We start from the raw sequence: 14,404 nt of genomic DNA on the forward strand, positions 1-14,404 counted from the left end.
TAAAGATTAATAACGACTCACTACTGACCACTCACCACTCACTATAATGGAAAATCAGCACCTCTGGTTGTATCCTCCCAGGCGTCAAAATCCTTTTTTAATTGCTCCAGTTTGTTGCGGGCTCCTTTTAGCGCTGCTACGCCCAACAGTAAACGCAGTGGAGGGTGTTCTGATTCCACCGCTTTTACAATGGCCTTTGCGGCGCGTACAGGATCGCCGGGTTGTTTGCCGCTGTAACCGCGGATGGCGTTTTTATTCGCTTCGGCAGTATCTTTATAATCGGGGATGGTGATGGGGCTGTTGTTGGCCGAACGGCCGGCCCAATCGGTACGGAAACCGCTTGGCGCGATGATGGTCACCTTGATGCCCAGCGGCGCTACTTCTTTACTTAAGGCTTCCGAATAGCCATCCACCGCAAATTTAGTCGCATTATAAAAACCTACTCCCGGGAAACCTACCAAACCACCTATCGAGGCAATGTTGAGGATGTGGCCGCTGCGCTGTGCCCGCATAATCGGCAGTACCGAATTGGTTACATTAGCCAGCCCAAAAACATTGATCTCGAACATGCGGCGCACCTCGGCCTCCTCGCTCTCTTCTATCGCGCCGAAATAACCTATGCCGGCGTTGTTCACCAAAACATCAATACGGCCAAATTTCTGTTTAACCTGTTCGGTGGCGGCTTTTATTTCATCGGGTTTGGTTACATCGAGCTTTACAGCGATGGCCGTATCCGGGTAACCGGCAACAATATCCTGCACATCGGCAGTATTGCGCGCGGCAACGGCCGCACGGTTGCCCAAAGCCAATACTTCTTTAGCTAACTCGCGGCCAAAACCGGTGGAGCAGCCTGTTATAAACCATACTTTACTCATGCTATCTGTAGTTTTTTCGCAAAGTAAAAGTATCCGTTTAAATTGTTTGTCAGGCCAAATTCATTAATATTTAATCAGGATTGGATGATTATGCGAATTTTTTAAGGTTGATTTTGCCCCGGTATGGCCTCGGGTGTTGATTATCAGATTGTTAATATCTGTTACCCAAACAGCAATAAAGCTGCCATACCGCTCAAATTTTATCGTTTTGCTGCGCTGCGAGATGTTTATAACGTTGAATTTGAGGTGGATAACCTGTTCACAAAAAGCATCATTTTTTTGTTGACAAAGGTGGGATAACAGCCTATCTTAGAATCATCAAGAACGACGTACTTTGACAGCCTGACAGAAGATCGACATTGGAAAACGGAGCGTTTTCGGACAAACCTAAACCCCAAAAAAGAGATTCAAGTCGCATTCAATAAGAGAAGCTTCGTAAGAGGTTTTTATGAGTGTGCGATGTCGACAAAGGCAATACAGCATTGCTGCCAAACTTTACGGAGAGAAGCAGAAATGACGTAAGATCGACAGATCGCAAAACCTGCAAGGGCGGCGAAGGATCGGATCAACAGTTAAGGATACACAAAACTTGATGCTCTGCGGGAGGCCACGGCCAATCTCAGGGTTGGAAAACGGAAGCACAGATCGCAAGTGACGTCTTCCGTTTTCGCTTTTTAAGAAGATTCTCTCTTTGCTTGTAAACTCTCCACCCGTAGTTATTCTACTCCATGTTATTGCGAGGGACGAAGCAATCCCTGAGAAAAGTCGGCAACTTGTCCTCCCAAATTGCCACGTCATCACTGCTTTCACGCTCTTCCTCGCAATGACATAATGGAGATTTAACCCAAATTCCACCGCATCTTAACTCAAATTTTTGTAGGATTTGCAAAAATAGGCGTTTTACTCATGCTCAGATTATCAATATCTTAACCAAATTGTGAATTATGCCAGTGTTGATATCGTTTTAAAACAAAGCAATAATGTACAGCTGCGCACTACTGAACCGGTAAATCATTAAAGTTTGGTGTGGATAACCAACGATAAAAGGTTGATAACCTGTTTATAAAAACAGGCAGATTTTTATTGACGGATGTTAAATATCACCATATATTAGAATCAACAAGAACGACGTACTTTGGCAGCCTGACAGAAGATAAAGAAATTGAATCGGGGGAGTTTTCGGACGAACTAAAGATCAAAGGAAATATCATCAAGTCGCAGCAGGAAAAAGAGAGTCCCGAAAGGGAAAGTAAAAATGAATGCGGCGATGTCACAAAAAGGGTATTACGAACCGGAAACATAACCTGCAAAGGGGAACAAGAGGGGAGTAAGAGATGACGGACAGCGGTGTTAGCAATAACGGCGAAAAGGTCGCATCATGGTCATGGTAACAAAAAGCTTGCTGCTTACGGAAAGCTACGGCAGACTGTAAGCCGGAAACGGGAGATCAAATCGAAAGACGCGGCCTCCCGTTTTCCATTTTAGGGCAATCTTACTCCAGGCCCCACTTTGCCATACTAATCCTGCCAGACGCATCATTGTTAACACTTGCCTATAAATACATTGGTATATCTGCTTTTCTTGTTTTATTTATAGTTAAATTTGCATCATAAACGAAACAAAATGAGAAGCTTAGAAAACAATTGCGGCGCTGTCAAAAAAAGTTGGGGTATGCCCGAAATAACTTTAATAAGTCAAAACAGGGTAAGAAGCGGAGTGTCGCCAAGTTATCACGAAGCTACCCTGGTAACTAAATCTGTAAAGGGAACCGCCGTATATTTTACTAACGGCAAAACAGGCGTTAACGGTCATACCAAGAATTTTTACTATTCCTAATCGTTGCTGTTCAAAAACTTCCAAATTACTATTTCACCTATCGTACTACAGCAAAGCCAGTTTCTTCAGGCCGGTTATTCCGCCGTTAAACAAATCCTGGTCTACATTGCCCGGTGCGCCGATAACAGGGCTCCCGCCCGAATATTGCCATATAGCGTAGTTGTTCCAGCCGGGTGGCAGGCCCGGCGGGTTAGGCTGGTAAGCCGGTATCCATAAAGGGTAGGCGCCAAAATTGGTAACACCGCTAAAATATTCGTTCCAAAACCCTTTCGCCGTATAAATAACCGGGGTACGGTTGGTTATAGCCTGAACACCCTGCAGCCATTGGGTGATGATCTGCGCACAGGCGGCTTTGTTATTTGTTATATATTGGTTAAGCGCCGCTGTTTGGGCATCGCTACCCCCAACCTGCCATTCGATATCCAAAGCCGGCGGCAAGGTGCCCGGCATCGAAAAATCAACACCCGAAGCCATAAAATTATCTATTTGCGCCTGGGCAGAATCCTGAAAGGTAAGGAAATGATAAGCGCCCCTGATGATATTTTTTTGACTTAACGCTGCCATATTCGCTGCGAACATCGGATCGCGGTAGGTTGCTCCCTGGCTGCATTTGCAATAAACAAATTGGATGTGCGAAGATAGGTTGGCCCAGTCGATCTGGCCATCGTGGTGAGAGATATCCATGCCTTGCGGTACCTGGCTATCCAGCACCGCCCATGTATTGGGCCCAGCAACACCATCGGCCGTTAAATGATTATGGGTTTGAAACTGTACAACCGCGGCCTGTGTGTTGGGCCCAAAGTTGCCATCGGCAACGATATTGCTGTGGTTTAAAAAAGCAAGGGCGCGCTGTAGCATAACTACCTCGGGGCCGGTCGAGCCCAATTTGAGCGTGTTCATCATAAAAACATATTGATATTTATAAATATAGTTATATTTAATACAAATTGCAATAATATTTAGTGCAAAACAGCCGCGATAGCCTGATGCCGCAGCCGGTGTAATAGAAAAAATACTATCTGCGTTTGATGCAAAATTTCTACTTTTAACCCTATGATCAAAGAGGGTAAAACTAAGGGCAATGGGCGGAAAAAGATATTTGTACTGGATACATCGGTTATATTGTACGATCATAACGCTTTCCAAAATTTCCACGAGCACGATGTTGCCATCCCGATACAGGTTTTAGAAGAACTCGACAACATGAAGAGCGGTAACGACAACCGCAATTTCGAGGCCCGGAGTTTCATCCGCCTTATGGACGATTTTTCGCACAATAACCTCATTAGTCATTGGTTGCCGCTAAACGGCGCTAACAAAGGTCATTTTAAGGTTGTTGTAGATAAAAAAACCGATACCGATGCCGAGGAGGTTTTTGGCGATGATAAGGTTGACCACAGGATATTAAACGCTGCGCTTAGCCTGCAGCATGAAAACCCGGATAAAAAGGTGATCCTGGTATCGAAGGATATCTGCCTAAGGCTGAAAGCCAAGGCACTTAACCTGCATGCCGAAGATTATGAAACGGGCAAAATAAAAAACCTCGAAACCCTTTATACCGGCAAAGCTACCATTAATAAGGTTGCCGATACTTTGCTTACCCAGCTTAGCAAAACAGGCAGTTTGGATGCAGCGGCGATAAATGCGGGCGATGATCTGAAAAGCAATCACTTTTATATTTTGCATGGTAAACGCAAGTCGGTACCGGCATTTTATAACAGCCATACCCGCTGCTTAGAGGAGGTGGTTGAGCAGCCGGTTTTTAATATCCAGCCTAAAAATATTGAGCAATCGTTCGCCATACACGCCCTGCTAAACCCCGATATTAAACTGGTGAGCATACAAGGTAACGCCGGTACGGGTAAAACCCTGCTGGCGCTGGCAAGCGCGCTGGAGCAGCGTAAAAACTTCAGGCAGATTTATGTAACCCGGCCGATTGTACCGTTAAGCAATAAGGATATCGGCTTTTTACCGGGCGACGTTAAATCAAAGGTCGACCCGTATATGGCGCCCATTTGGGATAACCTGAAGTTTATTAAGGACCAGTTTAACGAGGATGAAAAAATGCAGGCCAAGATCGACGAACTGGTGGCCAATGATAAGATAGCTATAGCGCCGCTGGCGTTCATCCGCGGGCGCACGCTCACCAAGATCTTTTTTATTGTTGATGAGGCCCAGAACCTAACGCCGCACGAGATCAAAACCATCATATCCCGCGCAGGCGAAAACAGCAAGTTTGTTTTTACCGGTGATATTTACCAAATAGATACCCCGTACCTGGATGCCGAAAGTAACGGTTTATCGTACCTGATAGATAAAGCCAAGAACCACCCGCTTTACGCACACATCACCCTGCAAAAAGGGGAGCGGAGCGAGCTGGCGAATTTGGCTACGGAGTTATTGTAAGCTAAAATTTATCTCAAACTGTAAAAGAATTGGTGATTGCATTTGCGGCAAACGCATTTGACCGTTTTACTATATTTATATTTACAAACACAATAGAGTGAAAAAAGACTTAAAGGTAACGCCGCGATAATACAGATTGAGTGTTTAATGGTAAAATACAATAATATCGCGCCGGCAATACCTGATATCATCCCAAAGAGTAATCTCAACTCGCCGGTAATAATATTAACACGGTTTGATCTGCAATTGCGACAATGTATTTGATTCATTGTGGATTTGTTTATGTTGTATTTTTAACCTTCTGTTAAAAAAGTAGAAATTCAACAAAAAATATGCCAATAAAATTTCGTTAAAATATTGAGTATCAATAGTCGTTATTGAAAATTAGCTTTACCACGGATATGACCTGCGGCCGTATGAGATGTTAGGTTCAAGAGGATATGAGCGCACAATGATTTAGAGCGTGCCTATTTTAATCATCTGCTTCCTGATAGCTTTTTTGTCAACAGATGATTTGGTAAGTTTTATTGCTGTGTTGTAATGTTCAATTGCCTTTTGATTATCCTCATCGGTATACAAATTACCCAGCAGGCAATGGTACAGGTGGCTGTTATCGAGCTTTAGTTTCTCCGCCTCGGCGATAGCAGCGGCTTTGCCGTAAACCTTGTAAAGCGCATAAGTACGGTTAAGCGCCGCTATGGGAGAGTACCTGAGTTGTAACAGCTTGTTATACAACTGTAAGATATGCTGCCACTTTTCGGCCGATCTGTTAGTATGCCAGTAAGCGATGCCTGCCTCCAGGTGATAGGTGCTCAGTGTATCGCCCCGGGCAGCCATATTGAGGTAATAGTTGCCCTTGGCTATCAACTCCTGGTTCCACAGGCTGCTGTCCTGGTCATCGTACAACACTACTTCGCCATGCTCGTCTAACCGGCTGTCAAAGCGCGAGGAGTGGAAACACATCAAGGCCATTAACGCGTTAACGGCAGGCGTATTGGTTGCCGGGTTTTCTAAAAGCAGATAATTAAGCCGCATAGCCTCGAGGCAAAGGTCCCTGCGCAAAATGGCGTTGTGCGATTGCGAATAATAGCCTTCGTTAAACAACAAATAAACAGTGGTGAGTACGGTTTCTATCCGCTTGTCGATCTCAGTAACCGGCGGCACTTCGATGGCGATACGCGCTTCTTTGAGCTTTTGCCTGGCGCGAAAAAGCCTTTTGTTGATGTTTTCCTTATTAGTTAAAAAAGCGTCCGCAATCTCGTCGATACTGAAACCGCAAAGTATCCGCAGCGAAAGGCCTATCTGAGCCTCGGGCGGGATGACCGGGTGACAGATGGCAAACATCATCTGCAACTGGCTGTCGCGGATGTTTTGGGTAGAGAGGTCGATCTCGGTTTCGTAAGCAGTGTTATGATCCTGCTGCAGGTACGTGGTGATCTTACCTTCGAACAGGTTATGGCGCTTAAGCTGATCTTTAGCCGTGTTTTTTGCAACAGTGTACAGCCAGGCCACCGGGTTGTTGGGTATGCCTTTAATACCCCAGGTTTCGGCAGCTGTGAGGAAAGCTTCGCTTACAATATCTTCGGCCAGCTCAATATGCTCCAAACCAAACGAGCGCGATAATACCGAAACCAGTTTCCTGAACTCGGTACGATACAGCTGCGGTATAAGCTCTTTCTCTTTTTGCATAAAACAAGAGCCTCTTAATTTGCTAAGAGGCTCTTTAGTATGTTGCTACATTATTTATTGTAGTCCATGTTCATCACAATAACGCCGCGTACCTCAACGCTGCCGCCAACTTTTAAAATAGGGCAGCCTTTGGCCAGTTGGTTGGCTTCTTCCAGTGTATCGGCCTTGATGATGGTAACACCGGTCAGTATTTCTTTGATCTCGGCATAAGGGCCATCGGTAACTACATTGTTGGCCTTTAAGGTATTACCCTCGGTCGACAGGCGATAACCACTGTTGGATAGCTTGTCCTGTGCGGCCATGCTGCCCATCCAGTTTTGCCAGTCGGTCATCAGGGTTTGCATTTGTTGGGGCGATAGCGTGTTCATCGGTTCGCCTGCGTTTCTGAAAAGCAATACAAAGTCTTTCATGATCTTTAATTTTTTTTGTTTAATATCTGCCTGACGATCGACCAAATCCAAATTGGACAACGTTTTGCAAAAATAGTTGGATTTAGCCCATTACAATAACACTGCGTACCTCAACGCTGCCATTAATTTGTAAGATAGGGCAACCTTTGGCAATCTCTTTAGCCTCGGCAAGCGAGTCGGCTTTTACTACGATAAGGCCACTCAGCATTTCTTTGATCTCGGCATAAGGGCCATCGGTAACTACATTGCCGGGTTTAAGGGTGCTGATCTCGTCGCCCAGGCGATAACCCCTGCTTGCCAGTTTGTTTTGAGCCGCAATGCCACCCATCCAGTTTTGCCAGTTGGTCATAATGTCCTGCATTTGCTGCTGCGATAGCTGATTGGCGGGATCGTCGTTTACGCCTCTGAAAATCAATACAAAGTCTTTCATAATGTTTAATTTTTGTTTTATACATCATTGACGGCTGGCTGCCTTCAAATTGGACAAGAGGTCTGCAATATTTTTAATCTTCTAAAATGGCGTCGGTAATTTTAGCAATATCGGTACTTACCTTGGTAATAAACTCCAACTGCTGCTTTAATAAGTGACTATCTAAAGTTACTTCCGGCTTTTGGATATCGGCCGGTAAAACCGGGAGCGCATTGATCTCGGCAGGCAGATTGGCATTTTGCTCCAGTTTTTTCGAAGTTTCGGCCAGCATATTAATGGATCGCCTGACCAGGCGCAGATTATCCGGCTGTACTACCTGTTTTGGCTTGTTGATCAGATTGGATGCGATATTGGCGATGTACGAGGTTAAAATATGGTTCAGCACCACAAATTTATGAACCTCTTTAATATGGCGCTGTTTGCTTTTAGGTTCGGATGTCATCCGCTCGAAAGCGGCGGATAAGTTAGCCGAGGATACGTAGACATCTTTACGGGCCAGTTTATATTCGGTTATGCTGACTGCTTTCCCTGAAAAAGTTTCGGCTACTTTAAGCAGGTAACTCACATTGGCCACCAATACATCGCCGAGGTTTTTTTTGATCTGATCGAACTCCCATATCGGGAAGATAATATAGCTGGCTATAAACGCGATAATAGAGCCGATGAACGTATCTACGATGCGCTCTTCCACCACATGGCCAACGCCTAAAAATTTGAAGAGGATGAGAATATAAGGCGTCATCAAAATTACGCTGACGATATAATTATACCGCTGAAAGCTATACGCGCCAACCATAAGCACCATCAGGATAATAAACTGCGCGGTTGAACCCGGGATAAATTTTAAGATCAGTATACCGATGATGCCACCGCTGATGGTGCCCATTAGCCGCTGAAAGTTGCGCTCTTTGGTTAAACTGAAACCCGGTTTGAGGATGACAATAATGGTAAGCAATATCCAGTAGCTGTGATGGCCCTGTGTTACGGCTTTAGCAGTAAAGTAACTGTAAGGCAGTTGCGGCATTGTTTTGGCCGTGATAAAACCGACCAAACACACCAGGGCCACCCGCAACGAGTGTTTAAATATCGAAGAACTAAAGGATAGGTTATCGGCATATAACTGCAGGTCGTAATCCTGGTGGGTAACAAAGCGCGAATATTCCACATCGCTCCGGTTCTCCAACAAGGCAGCCGATTTTGAATTATAGTAATTGAAAATATTAACCGTTTTTTGATTGAGGTTACGCAGGTTGATCAATATCTTTTTGAGCACCAGGTTACTTACTTCTTTATCGTTGGCGCCTATTTCATCAATCTTTGCTTTTAACGCTTCAAGCTCAGGGTTCAGATCTTTTAAATGATTGTACCTGGTATTTGATTGTATGGCGAAGCCGACGTTATCCAGTTCGTCGGCAATGTGCAGCAGCAGGGTAGCGATATCATCTAAAACCCCCGTTGAAGCAAATTTTTCGCGAAGCACATTATAATCGTAATGCGTAGCCATGATCTCTTCGAACATATCCACCAGATCCACGAAAGTGAGTATCAGTATCCGGCTGGCATTGGTCGACTCTTTTACAAGTATGCGGCTCTTAAATAGCAGATCACGTACGGCATCCTGGTTTTGGCTAACATGTATTTGCTGCGATACTACTTTACGGTAATTTTCGTCGATATCCGTTTCGGGATGATAGAAGTCGATCTTCAGTCGCAGAAATTTGGCTACATCCAATATGTTTTCGCCTAATGCCTGTTGTGCTGCGCGATATGGCCTGATGCTGAAGAAAGTGATGCTTAGCAACGTATACCAGATACTGCCTGCCAGTATTGTTGTACTGTAGCCCAATACTTCGTTGGGTTTGAGTTGCTTTTCCATCATCAGGATCATGATGAGCAGGCAGGCCGTACCAACAGATGCCGCCCGGTTACCATACACCGTGAACATGGAAAAGAAGAAGGATAGCACTACGATCTCGGCGCCGAGCGTATACACATCCAACCGGGCAAAGCCTGTTATAATCGCTACCAAAAACATCATTCCGCTGCAAATAAGCATGCCATTACGCTTATGCATTACCGGGCCGGGGTTATCAGCACCACTAACACAAAGTGCGCCTAACGAAAGTGTTAATCCCAGCTCAAAGCGGTCTAATTGCCAAAGTATCAGAGAGGGCAGCAACACACCAAGTGTGATACGCAGCCCGTCGGAAAAGTACTGGCTGTAAAAAAAGCTTTGTATGGCGCGTGTTTGGCGGTTCATATGATCAGGCATACGAAGATATGCAAAGCGGCTATAAGAATAACAGCCAACCAAAAATTACTACTTTAATATAAAACAGACAGAGTTAGTAGATTTTTTTCATTTTTGTGGCTGTATTATAACAAAATTAACTATTTTCAGCTTTTGAAATAAAGGCGTAAACATTACACTAAGCAAAACAAACTATATGACTTCCGATTTGAAATTAAGCCAGAAAGAAACCGCGTTTAACCAGGAAGTTGTAACCCGCTTTGAGTTGTATAACAGCTTGTTTTTAACCTTGCCGTTTTACCAGGTAAAGGATACCGGTATCCTGCTGCCTTTTTTTAGTTCGCATTGCGAAAAAGGCGCGGCAGAGCAATTAGCCCCACTGGATATTATCCGTACTTTTTTTGAAAAATATGTACCCGATATCGACAGGGAAGAGCGCCTGAACCGCCTGTTCCGTTTTATACAATATATTGAACGTCAGGTGGTTTTGTTCGATTCGATAGAGGATGCCGCATTTAACAAATTAGGACATGACGACGATGGCGGTACGATACAAAGTTTATTACAAACCGCATCATCTGGCCGCGAAGAACTGCGGCAGACCATCAGCGAAAAAATCAAAGATTTTACATTACGACTGGTTTTAACCGCACACCCTACACAGTTTTACCCCGGGCCGGTATTAGGTATCATGACCGATTTGAGCGAAGCCTTAAAGCACGACGATATCAATACCATCAACCTGCTTTTGCAGCAGTTGGGTAAAACGCCTTTCTTCAATAAAACATCGCCAACCCCGGTTGATGAGGCTATCAGCCTGGCCTGGTTCCTCGAAAATATCTTCTATTTTTCGGCGGCGGCCATTCAAACCCGTTTGGATGAAGAGTTCGACCTGACCGGTAAAGGCGATCATCAGGTTATTGAGCTTGGTTTTTGGCCCGGAGGCGATCGCGACGGTAACCCTAACGTAACCGTACAAAGTACCGAGGCTGTTTCGGCGCACCTGCGCAAACTGCTTTTCAGGTGTTATTACCGCGAGTTTAAAGCTATGAAGAAACGTATCACCTTCCGTGGCGTGGGTGAACCAATGAGCAAGCTTGAAGCTTTATTTTATGATGACGCCTATAACGATCCGAAGCCTAAAAACCTGCAAAATGAAATACTGTCTCTTTTAGATGAAGTGAAAAATGTTTTGGTAAAAGATCATTACTCACTTTTTGTTGATTTAATAGATGGTTTAGCCCGTAAGGTTAAACTGTTTGGTTGCTATTTTGCCACGTTGGATATCAGGCAGGATAGCCGGGTACTAAGAAGCGTGCACCAGTACTGTGTTGAAAATAACTCGCTGAAGAACCTGGTCAATCCCGGGTACTTTGAAATGAGCGAGGAAGAAAAGCTAAAGGCCATCCAGTTTACAGAGATTAATTACAACCCGCTGGATGATGCCGACGCGATGGTAAAAGATACCCTGAGCACTATACGCCTCGTGAAAGACATTCAGAAAGGGAGCGGGGAGAAGGCCTGCCAGCGTTTTATCATCAGCAACTGCCAGCAAGCCTCGGATATCCTGCAACTGATGAACCTGTTCTTATGGTCGGGATGGAAGAAAGATGAGCTGAGCGTTGATTTTATGCCGCTGTTTGAAACGGTAAACGACTTAACTCACGCCGCCGAAGTAATGGAAAGATTATACACACATCCATTCTACAAGGAGCATTTGCAAAAACGCGGCAACAAGCAAACCATTATGCTCGGCTTTAGCGATAGTACTAAAGACGGCGGTTACCTGATGGCCAACTGGTCGATCTATAAAGCGAAGGTCGAATTGACTGCTATGTCGGAGAAGCACAATATCACTTTAGCGTTCTTCGACGGCAGGGGTGGGCCGCCATCGCGTGGTGGTGGTAAAACGCACAGGTTCTACTCGTCGATGGGCAAGGAAATTGCAAATGACCATATCCAGCTCACCGTACAGGGGCAAACAGTAAGTTCGCAATATGGTTCGCTGGATACCGCGGGCTTTAATATGGAGCAACTGGTTAACGCGGGTATAGTTTCGGCGTTAAACCCCGACAATAACGATTTGCTCGACGACAGCCACAAAGCGCTCATCTCGCAAATGGCCGAGGTAAGCCACGAAGCATTTATGGAGCTGCGTAATCATCCCTTATTTTTAAAATATCTCGAAAAAATGAGCCCGCTTAAATTGCTTTCGGGTATCAATATCAGCAGCCGGCCAACCAAACGCAATACTACATCAGAGTTAAAGCTCGAAGATCTGCGCGCCATCAGCTTCGTAACCTCGTGGAGCCAGTTAAAGCAAAATATACCTGGCTTTTATGGCATGGGCACGGCCCTGAAACAGATGAAGGACGAAGGCCAGTGGGATGGTTTGAAAGAGTTATATAAAGCATCCGGTTTTTTCCGTACGATGATCGACAATTGTATGATGTCGATGTCGAAGTCGGATTTCCGGATCACTGCTTACCTGGAAAATGATAAAACCTTTGGCGATTTCTGGAAGATGCTGAAAAACGAATTCGATCTCACCCGCGACCTGCTGCTGGAACTGACAGGCAGTAACGTACTGATGCAGGAGTTCCCGGTTGAAAGGCGCTCGATTGCGATCCGGGAAAAGATCGTGTTGCCGTTGGTTATCCTGCAACACTTTGCCCTGCAGCAATTGAATACCCTGCCGCATGACGATCCGTTTTACCCGGTGTATAACAAGCTGATCATCCGCACGGTATATGGCATTGTTAATGCAGGCAGAAATTTAGCTTAATGATCAAATTTTTTGTTAGTTTCATGCCGGCCAATTAGGTTAGCCGTGCAGTTTTTACACGACTAACCCCAAAGTATCAGCCGTAAAACAATCGGAGTAATTACTTTAATTTTTAAGTGAGATGGAAAAATATAAATACCTGATTATAATTGTGTTATTTTTTGTATTTTCAATAGTGAAAGCGGAAAAAACCAAGGATAAAGTGCTTATTTTCTCACTTACAAAAGGCTATCATCATGCCAGTATCGCCGACGGGATCACTGCAATAACCCAATGGGGCATTGAAAACAATTTCGACACCGATACCACTACCGATGTGTTAAAATTTACTGATGATAACCTGAAAAAATATAAGGCGGTTATATTTTTAAGTCCGACCGGCAGCGGCTTTTTTAACGATGAAGAGAAAGCCGCATTGCAAAAATATATACATAACGGCGGCGGGTTTGTAGGTATACATGCAGCTACCGATTGCCTGTACGATTGGGAATGGTATGGCAAACTGGTTGGGGCATACTTTACCAAACACCCCAAAATACAACAGGCTACTGTACATGTAACCAACGAGCCGCATATAGCTACCAAGGGCTTGCCTCCTGCCTGGCAGCATACCGACGAGTGGTATAATTTTAAAGACATCAGCCCTGATATTAAAACGTTGATCACTGTTGACGAGAAAAGCTATACCGGAGGTGAAAACGGCGATGTTCATCCTATATCCTGGTATCAGAACTTTGAAGGGGGCCGGGTATTTTACACCGCCCTTGGTCACACCAAAGAAGACTATACAACCGACCCTCTCTTTAAACAGCACGTAGTTGCCGGCATTAAATACGCCCTGGGCCGAAAAAAGTAAACTTGCCTATATGCTAAATGCAATATTTAATTAATTTTGACGCAGAATTAAAAACAGCTCAATGAAATCTAATATCACCAAACTAAATGTCATAGTTATTGCTTTGTTCGCTGCATTTGCAGTACAATCATGTACCGAAGAAAGAGGAAACTCATATACCTCAAAAACTAAAGTTAATGCAGATGGTTTGAATTTTATCAGAACAGCGCACGAGGCTGGTTTAACCGAGATTGAAGCATCAAAAATAGCCAAAAAGAACTCGACCAACAGCCAGGTTACCGCTTTTGCAGATATGATGATAACCGACCATACAGCTTTAGGCGCCGATGTAGACAGCCTGGCAAAACAAAAGTTTGTTACCGTAGTAGCTGAAGTAAATCATGAGGATAAGGTAGTTTTAGACAGCCTCGCTAAAAAAACCGGCGCCGAATTTGACAAAGCTTATATCGAACTGATGGTGGATGGCCACAAAGAAGCTGCCGAGTTGTTTAAAGAAAATAAAGAAAGTAACTATACAGCGATCAGGAAAGTAGCCGATGCCTGGAGCGATAAAATAGAAAAGCATCTTGAAGAAGCAAAAAAAGTACAGGCATCTTTAAAATAATGGTCTGCTAAAAGATATTTCAAAGGCCCTCCCGAAATGGAGGGCTTTTTTTATGCCTTTAAAAATTGAGAAATGTGTCGTCAGCTTGGTACAAAATTGAACGGCTTTGGCTACACTTTTTAAAAAATCCAGATTTTTTATACGGTTAAAATGGTCTTTTGTAAGTATTGACTGATAGCCGATTAAGCGCTTTTTTTGCCGATTTTGGCAAAAATGGTAACGTTTTTGTTCTGACACTATCGATTTTGTAAAAAAATCAGAT

11 protein-coding genes are annotated in these 14,404 nt (G+C 44.3%); 5 read left to right on the top strand and 6 right to left on the bottom strand.

The window, feature by feature from the left end:
- Window positions 1-41 precede the first annotated feature (41 nt).
- Entirely contained in the window at window positions 42-875 is an 834-nt protein-coding gene (locus BEL04_RS03060) for an oxidoreductase (protein WP_066000062.1), read from the bottom strand.
- A gap of 1,623 nt (window positions 876-2,498) precedes the next feature.
- On the opposite strand from BEL04_RS03060, the gene BEL04_RS03070 reads away from it, so the two are divergent.
- Window positions 2,499-2,711, top strand: coding sequence for a hypothetical protein (locus BEL04_RS03070; protein WP_066000064.1), 213 nt, complete (start codon window positions 2,499-2,501; stop codon window positions 2,709-2,711).
- A 45-nt stretch (window positions 2,712-2,756) separates the two neighbouring features.
- Here BEL04_RS03070 and BEL04_RS23940 read toward each other — a convergent pair whose 3' ends face one another.
- Window positions 2,757-3,614 (bottom strand): GH25 family lysozyme, encoded by an 858-nt coding sequence (locus BEL04_RS23940; protein ID WP_175403987.1) that lies wholly within the window; start codon window positions 3,612-3,614, stop codon window positions 2,757-2,759.
- A gap of 150 nt (window positions 3,615-3,764) precedes the next feature.
- Here BEL04_RS23940 and BEL04_RS03080 point away from each other — a divergent pair, with 150 nt between their 5' ends.
- Complete coding sequence (locus BEL04_RS03080; RefSeq protein WP_066000067.1) at window positions 3,765-5,117, top strand: PhoH family protein; 1,353 nt, start codon at window positions 3,765-3,767, stop codon at window positions 5,115-5,117.
- 456 nt (window positions 5,118-5,573) lie between these two features.
- Here the strand turns inward: BEL04_RS03080 and BEL04_RS03085 are convergent, their stop codons facing one another.
- From BEL04_RS03085 to BEL04_RS03100, 4 genes are all read right to left on the bottom strand, one after another.
- Complete coding sequence (locus BEL04_RS03085; RefSeq protein ID WP_066000068.1) at window positions 5,574-6,806, bottom strand: RNA polymerase sigma factor; 1,233 nt, start codon at window positions 6,804-6,806, stop codon at window positions 5,574-5,576.
- Window positions 6,807-6,856: 50 nt separating this feature from the next.
- Complete coding sequence (locus BEL04_RS03090) at window positions 6,857-7,216, bottom strand: YciI family protein (protein ID WP_066003398.1); 360 nt, start codon at window positions 7,214-7,216, stop codon at window positions 6,857-6,859.
- An 82-nt stretch (window positions 7,217-7,298) separates the two neighbouring features.
- Complete coding sequence (locus BEL04_RS03095; protein WP_066000069.1) at window positions 7,299-7,646, bottom strand: YciI family protein; 348 nt, start codon at window positions 7,644-7,646, stop codon at window positions 7,299-7,301.
- 73 nt (window positions 7,647-7,719) lie between these two features.
- Window positions 7,720-9,918, bottom strand: coding sequence for an FUSC family membrane protein (locus BEL04_RS03100; protein WP_254659520.1), 2,199 nt, complete (start codon window positions 9,916-9,918; stop codon window positions 7,720-7,722).
- A gap of 175 nt (window positions 9,919-10,093) precedes the next feature.
- Here BEL04_RS03100 and BEL04_RS03105 point away from each other — a divergent pair, with 175 nt between their 5' ends.
- The 3 genes from BEL04_RS03105 (at window position 10,094) to BEL04_RS03115 (ending at window position 14,142) form a co-directional block, all read left to right on the top strand.
- On the top strand, window positions 10,094-12,682 hold the full coding sequence (locus tag BEL04_RS03105) for a phosphoenolpyruvate carboxylase (RefSeq protein WP_066000076.1): 2,589 nt from the start codon (window positions 10,094-10,096) through the stop codon (window positions 12,680-12,682).
- Window positions 12,683-12,857: 175 nt separating this feature from the next.
- On the top strand, window positions 12,858-13,538 hold the full coding sequence (locus BEL04_RS03110; RefSeq protein ID WP_254659521.1) for a ThuA domain-containing protein: 681 nt from the start codon (window positions 12,858-12,860) through the stop codon (window positions 13,536-13,538).
- A gap of 61 nt (window positions 13,539-13,599) precedes the next feature.
- Window positions 13,600-14,142 (top strand): DUF4142 domain-containing protein, encoded by a 543-nt coding sequence (locus BEL04_RS03115; RefSeq protein ID WP_066000081.1) that lies wholly within the window; start codon window positions 13,600-13,602, stop codon window positions 14,140-14,142.
- The last annotated feature ends 262 nt before the right edge of the window (window positions 14,143-14,404 follow it).

Origin of the sequence: Mucilaginibacter sp. PPCGB 2223, assembly GCF_001705515.1 — a bacterium.
GTDB lineage: Bacteria > Bacteroidota > Bacteroidia > Sphingobacteriales > Sphingobacteriaceae > Mucilaginibacter.

Coding starts and splice junctions, on each gene's coding strand:
- BEL04_RS03100 (WP_254659520.1), bottom strand. CDS start 9,918: ATGCCTGATCATATGAACCGCCAAACACGCGCCATACAAAGCTTTTTT.
- BEL04_RS03085 (WP_066000068.1), bottom strand. CDS start 6,806: ATGCAAAAAGAGAAAGAGCTTATACCGCAGCTGTATCGTACCGAGTTC.
- BEL04_RS03080 (WP_066000067.1), top strand. CDS start 3,765: ATGATCAAAGAGGGTAAAACTAAGGGCAATGGGCGGAAAAAGATATTT.
- BEL04_RS03095 (WP_066000069.1), bottom strand. CDS start 7,646: ATGAAAGACTTTGTATTGATTTTCAGAGGCGTAAACGACGATCCCGCC.
- BEL04_RS03070 (WP_066000064.1), top strand. CDS start 2,499: ATGAGAAGCTTAGAAAACAATTGCGGCGCTGTCAAAAAAAGTTGGGGT.
- BEL04_RS03115 (WP_066000081.1), top strand. CDS start 13,600: ATGAAATCTAATATCACCAAACTAAATGTCATAGTTATTGCTTTGTTC.
- BEL04_RS03090 (WP_066003398.1), bottom strand. CDS start 7,216: ATGAAAGACTTTGTATTGCTTTTCAGAAACGCAGGCGAACCGATGAAC.
- BEL04_RS23940 (WP_175403987.1), bottom strand. CDS start 3,614: ATGATGAACACGCTCAAATTGGGCTCGACCGGCCCCGAGGTAGTTATG.
- BEL04_RS03105 (WP_066000076.1), top strand. CDS start 10,094: ATGACTTCCGATTTGAAATTAAGCCAGAAAGAAACCGCGTTTAACCAG.
- BEL04_RS03060 (WP_066000062.1), bottom strand. CDS start 875: ATGAGTAAAGTATGGTTTATAACAGGCTGCTCCACCGGTTTTGGCCGC.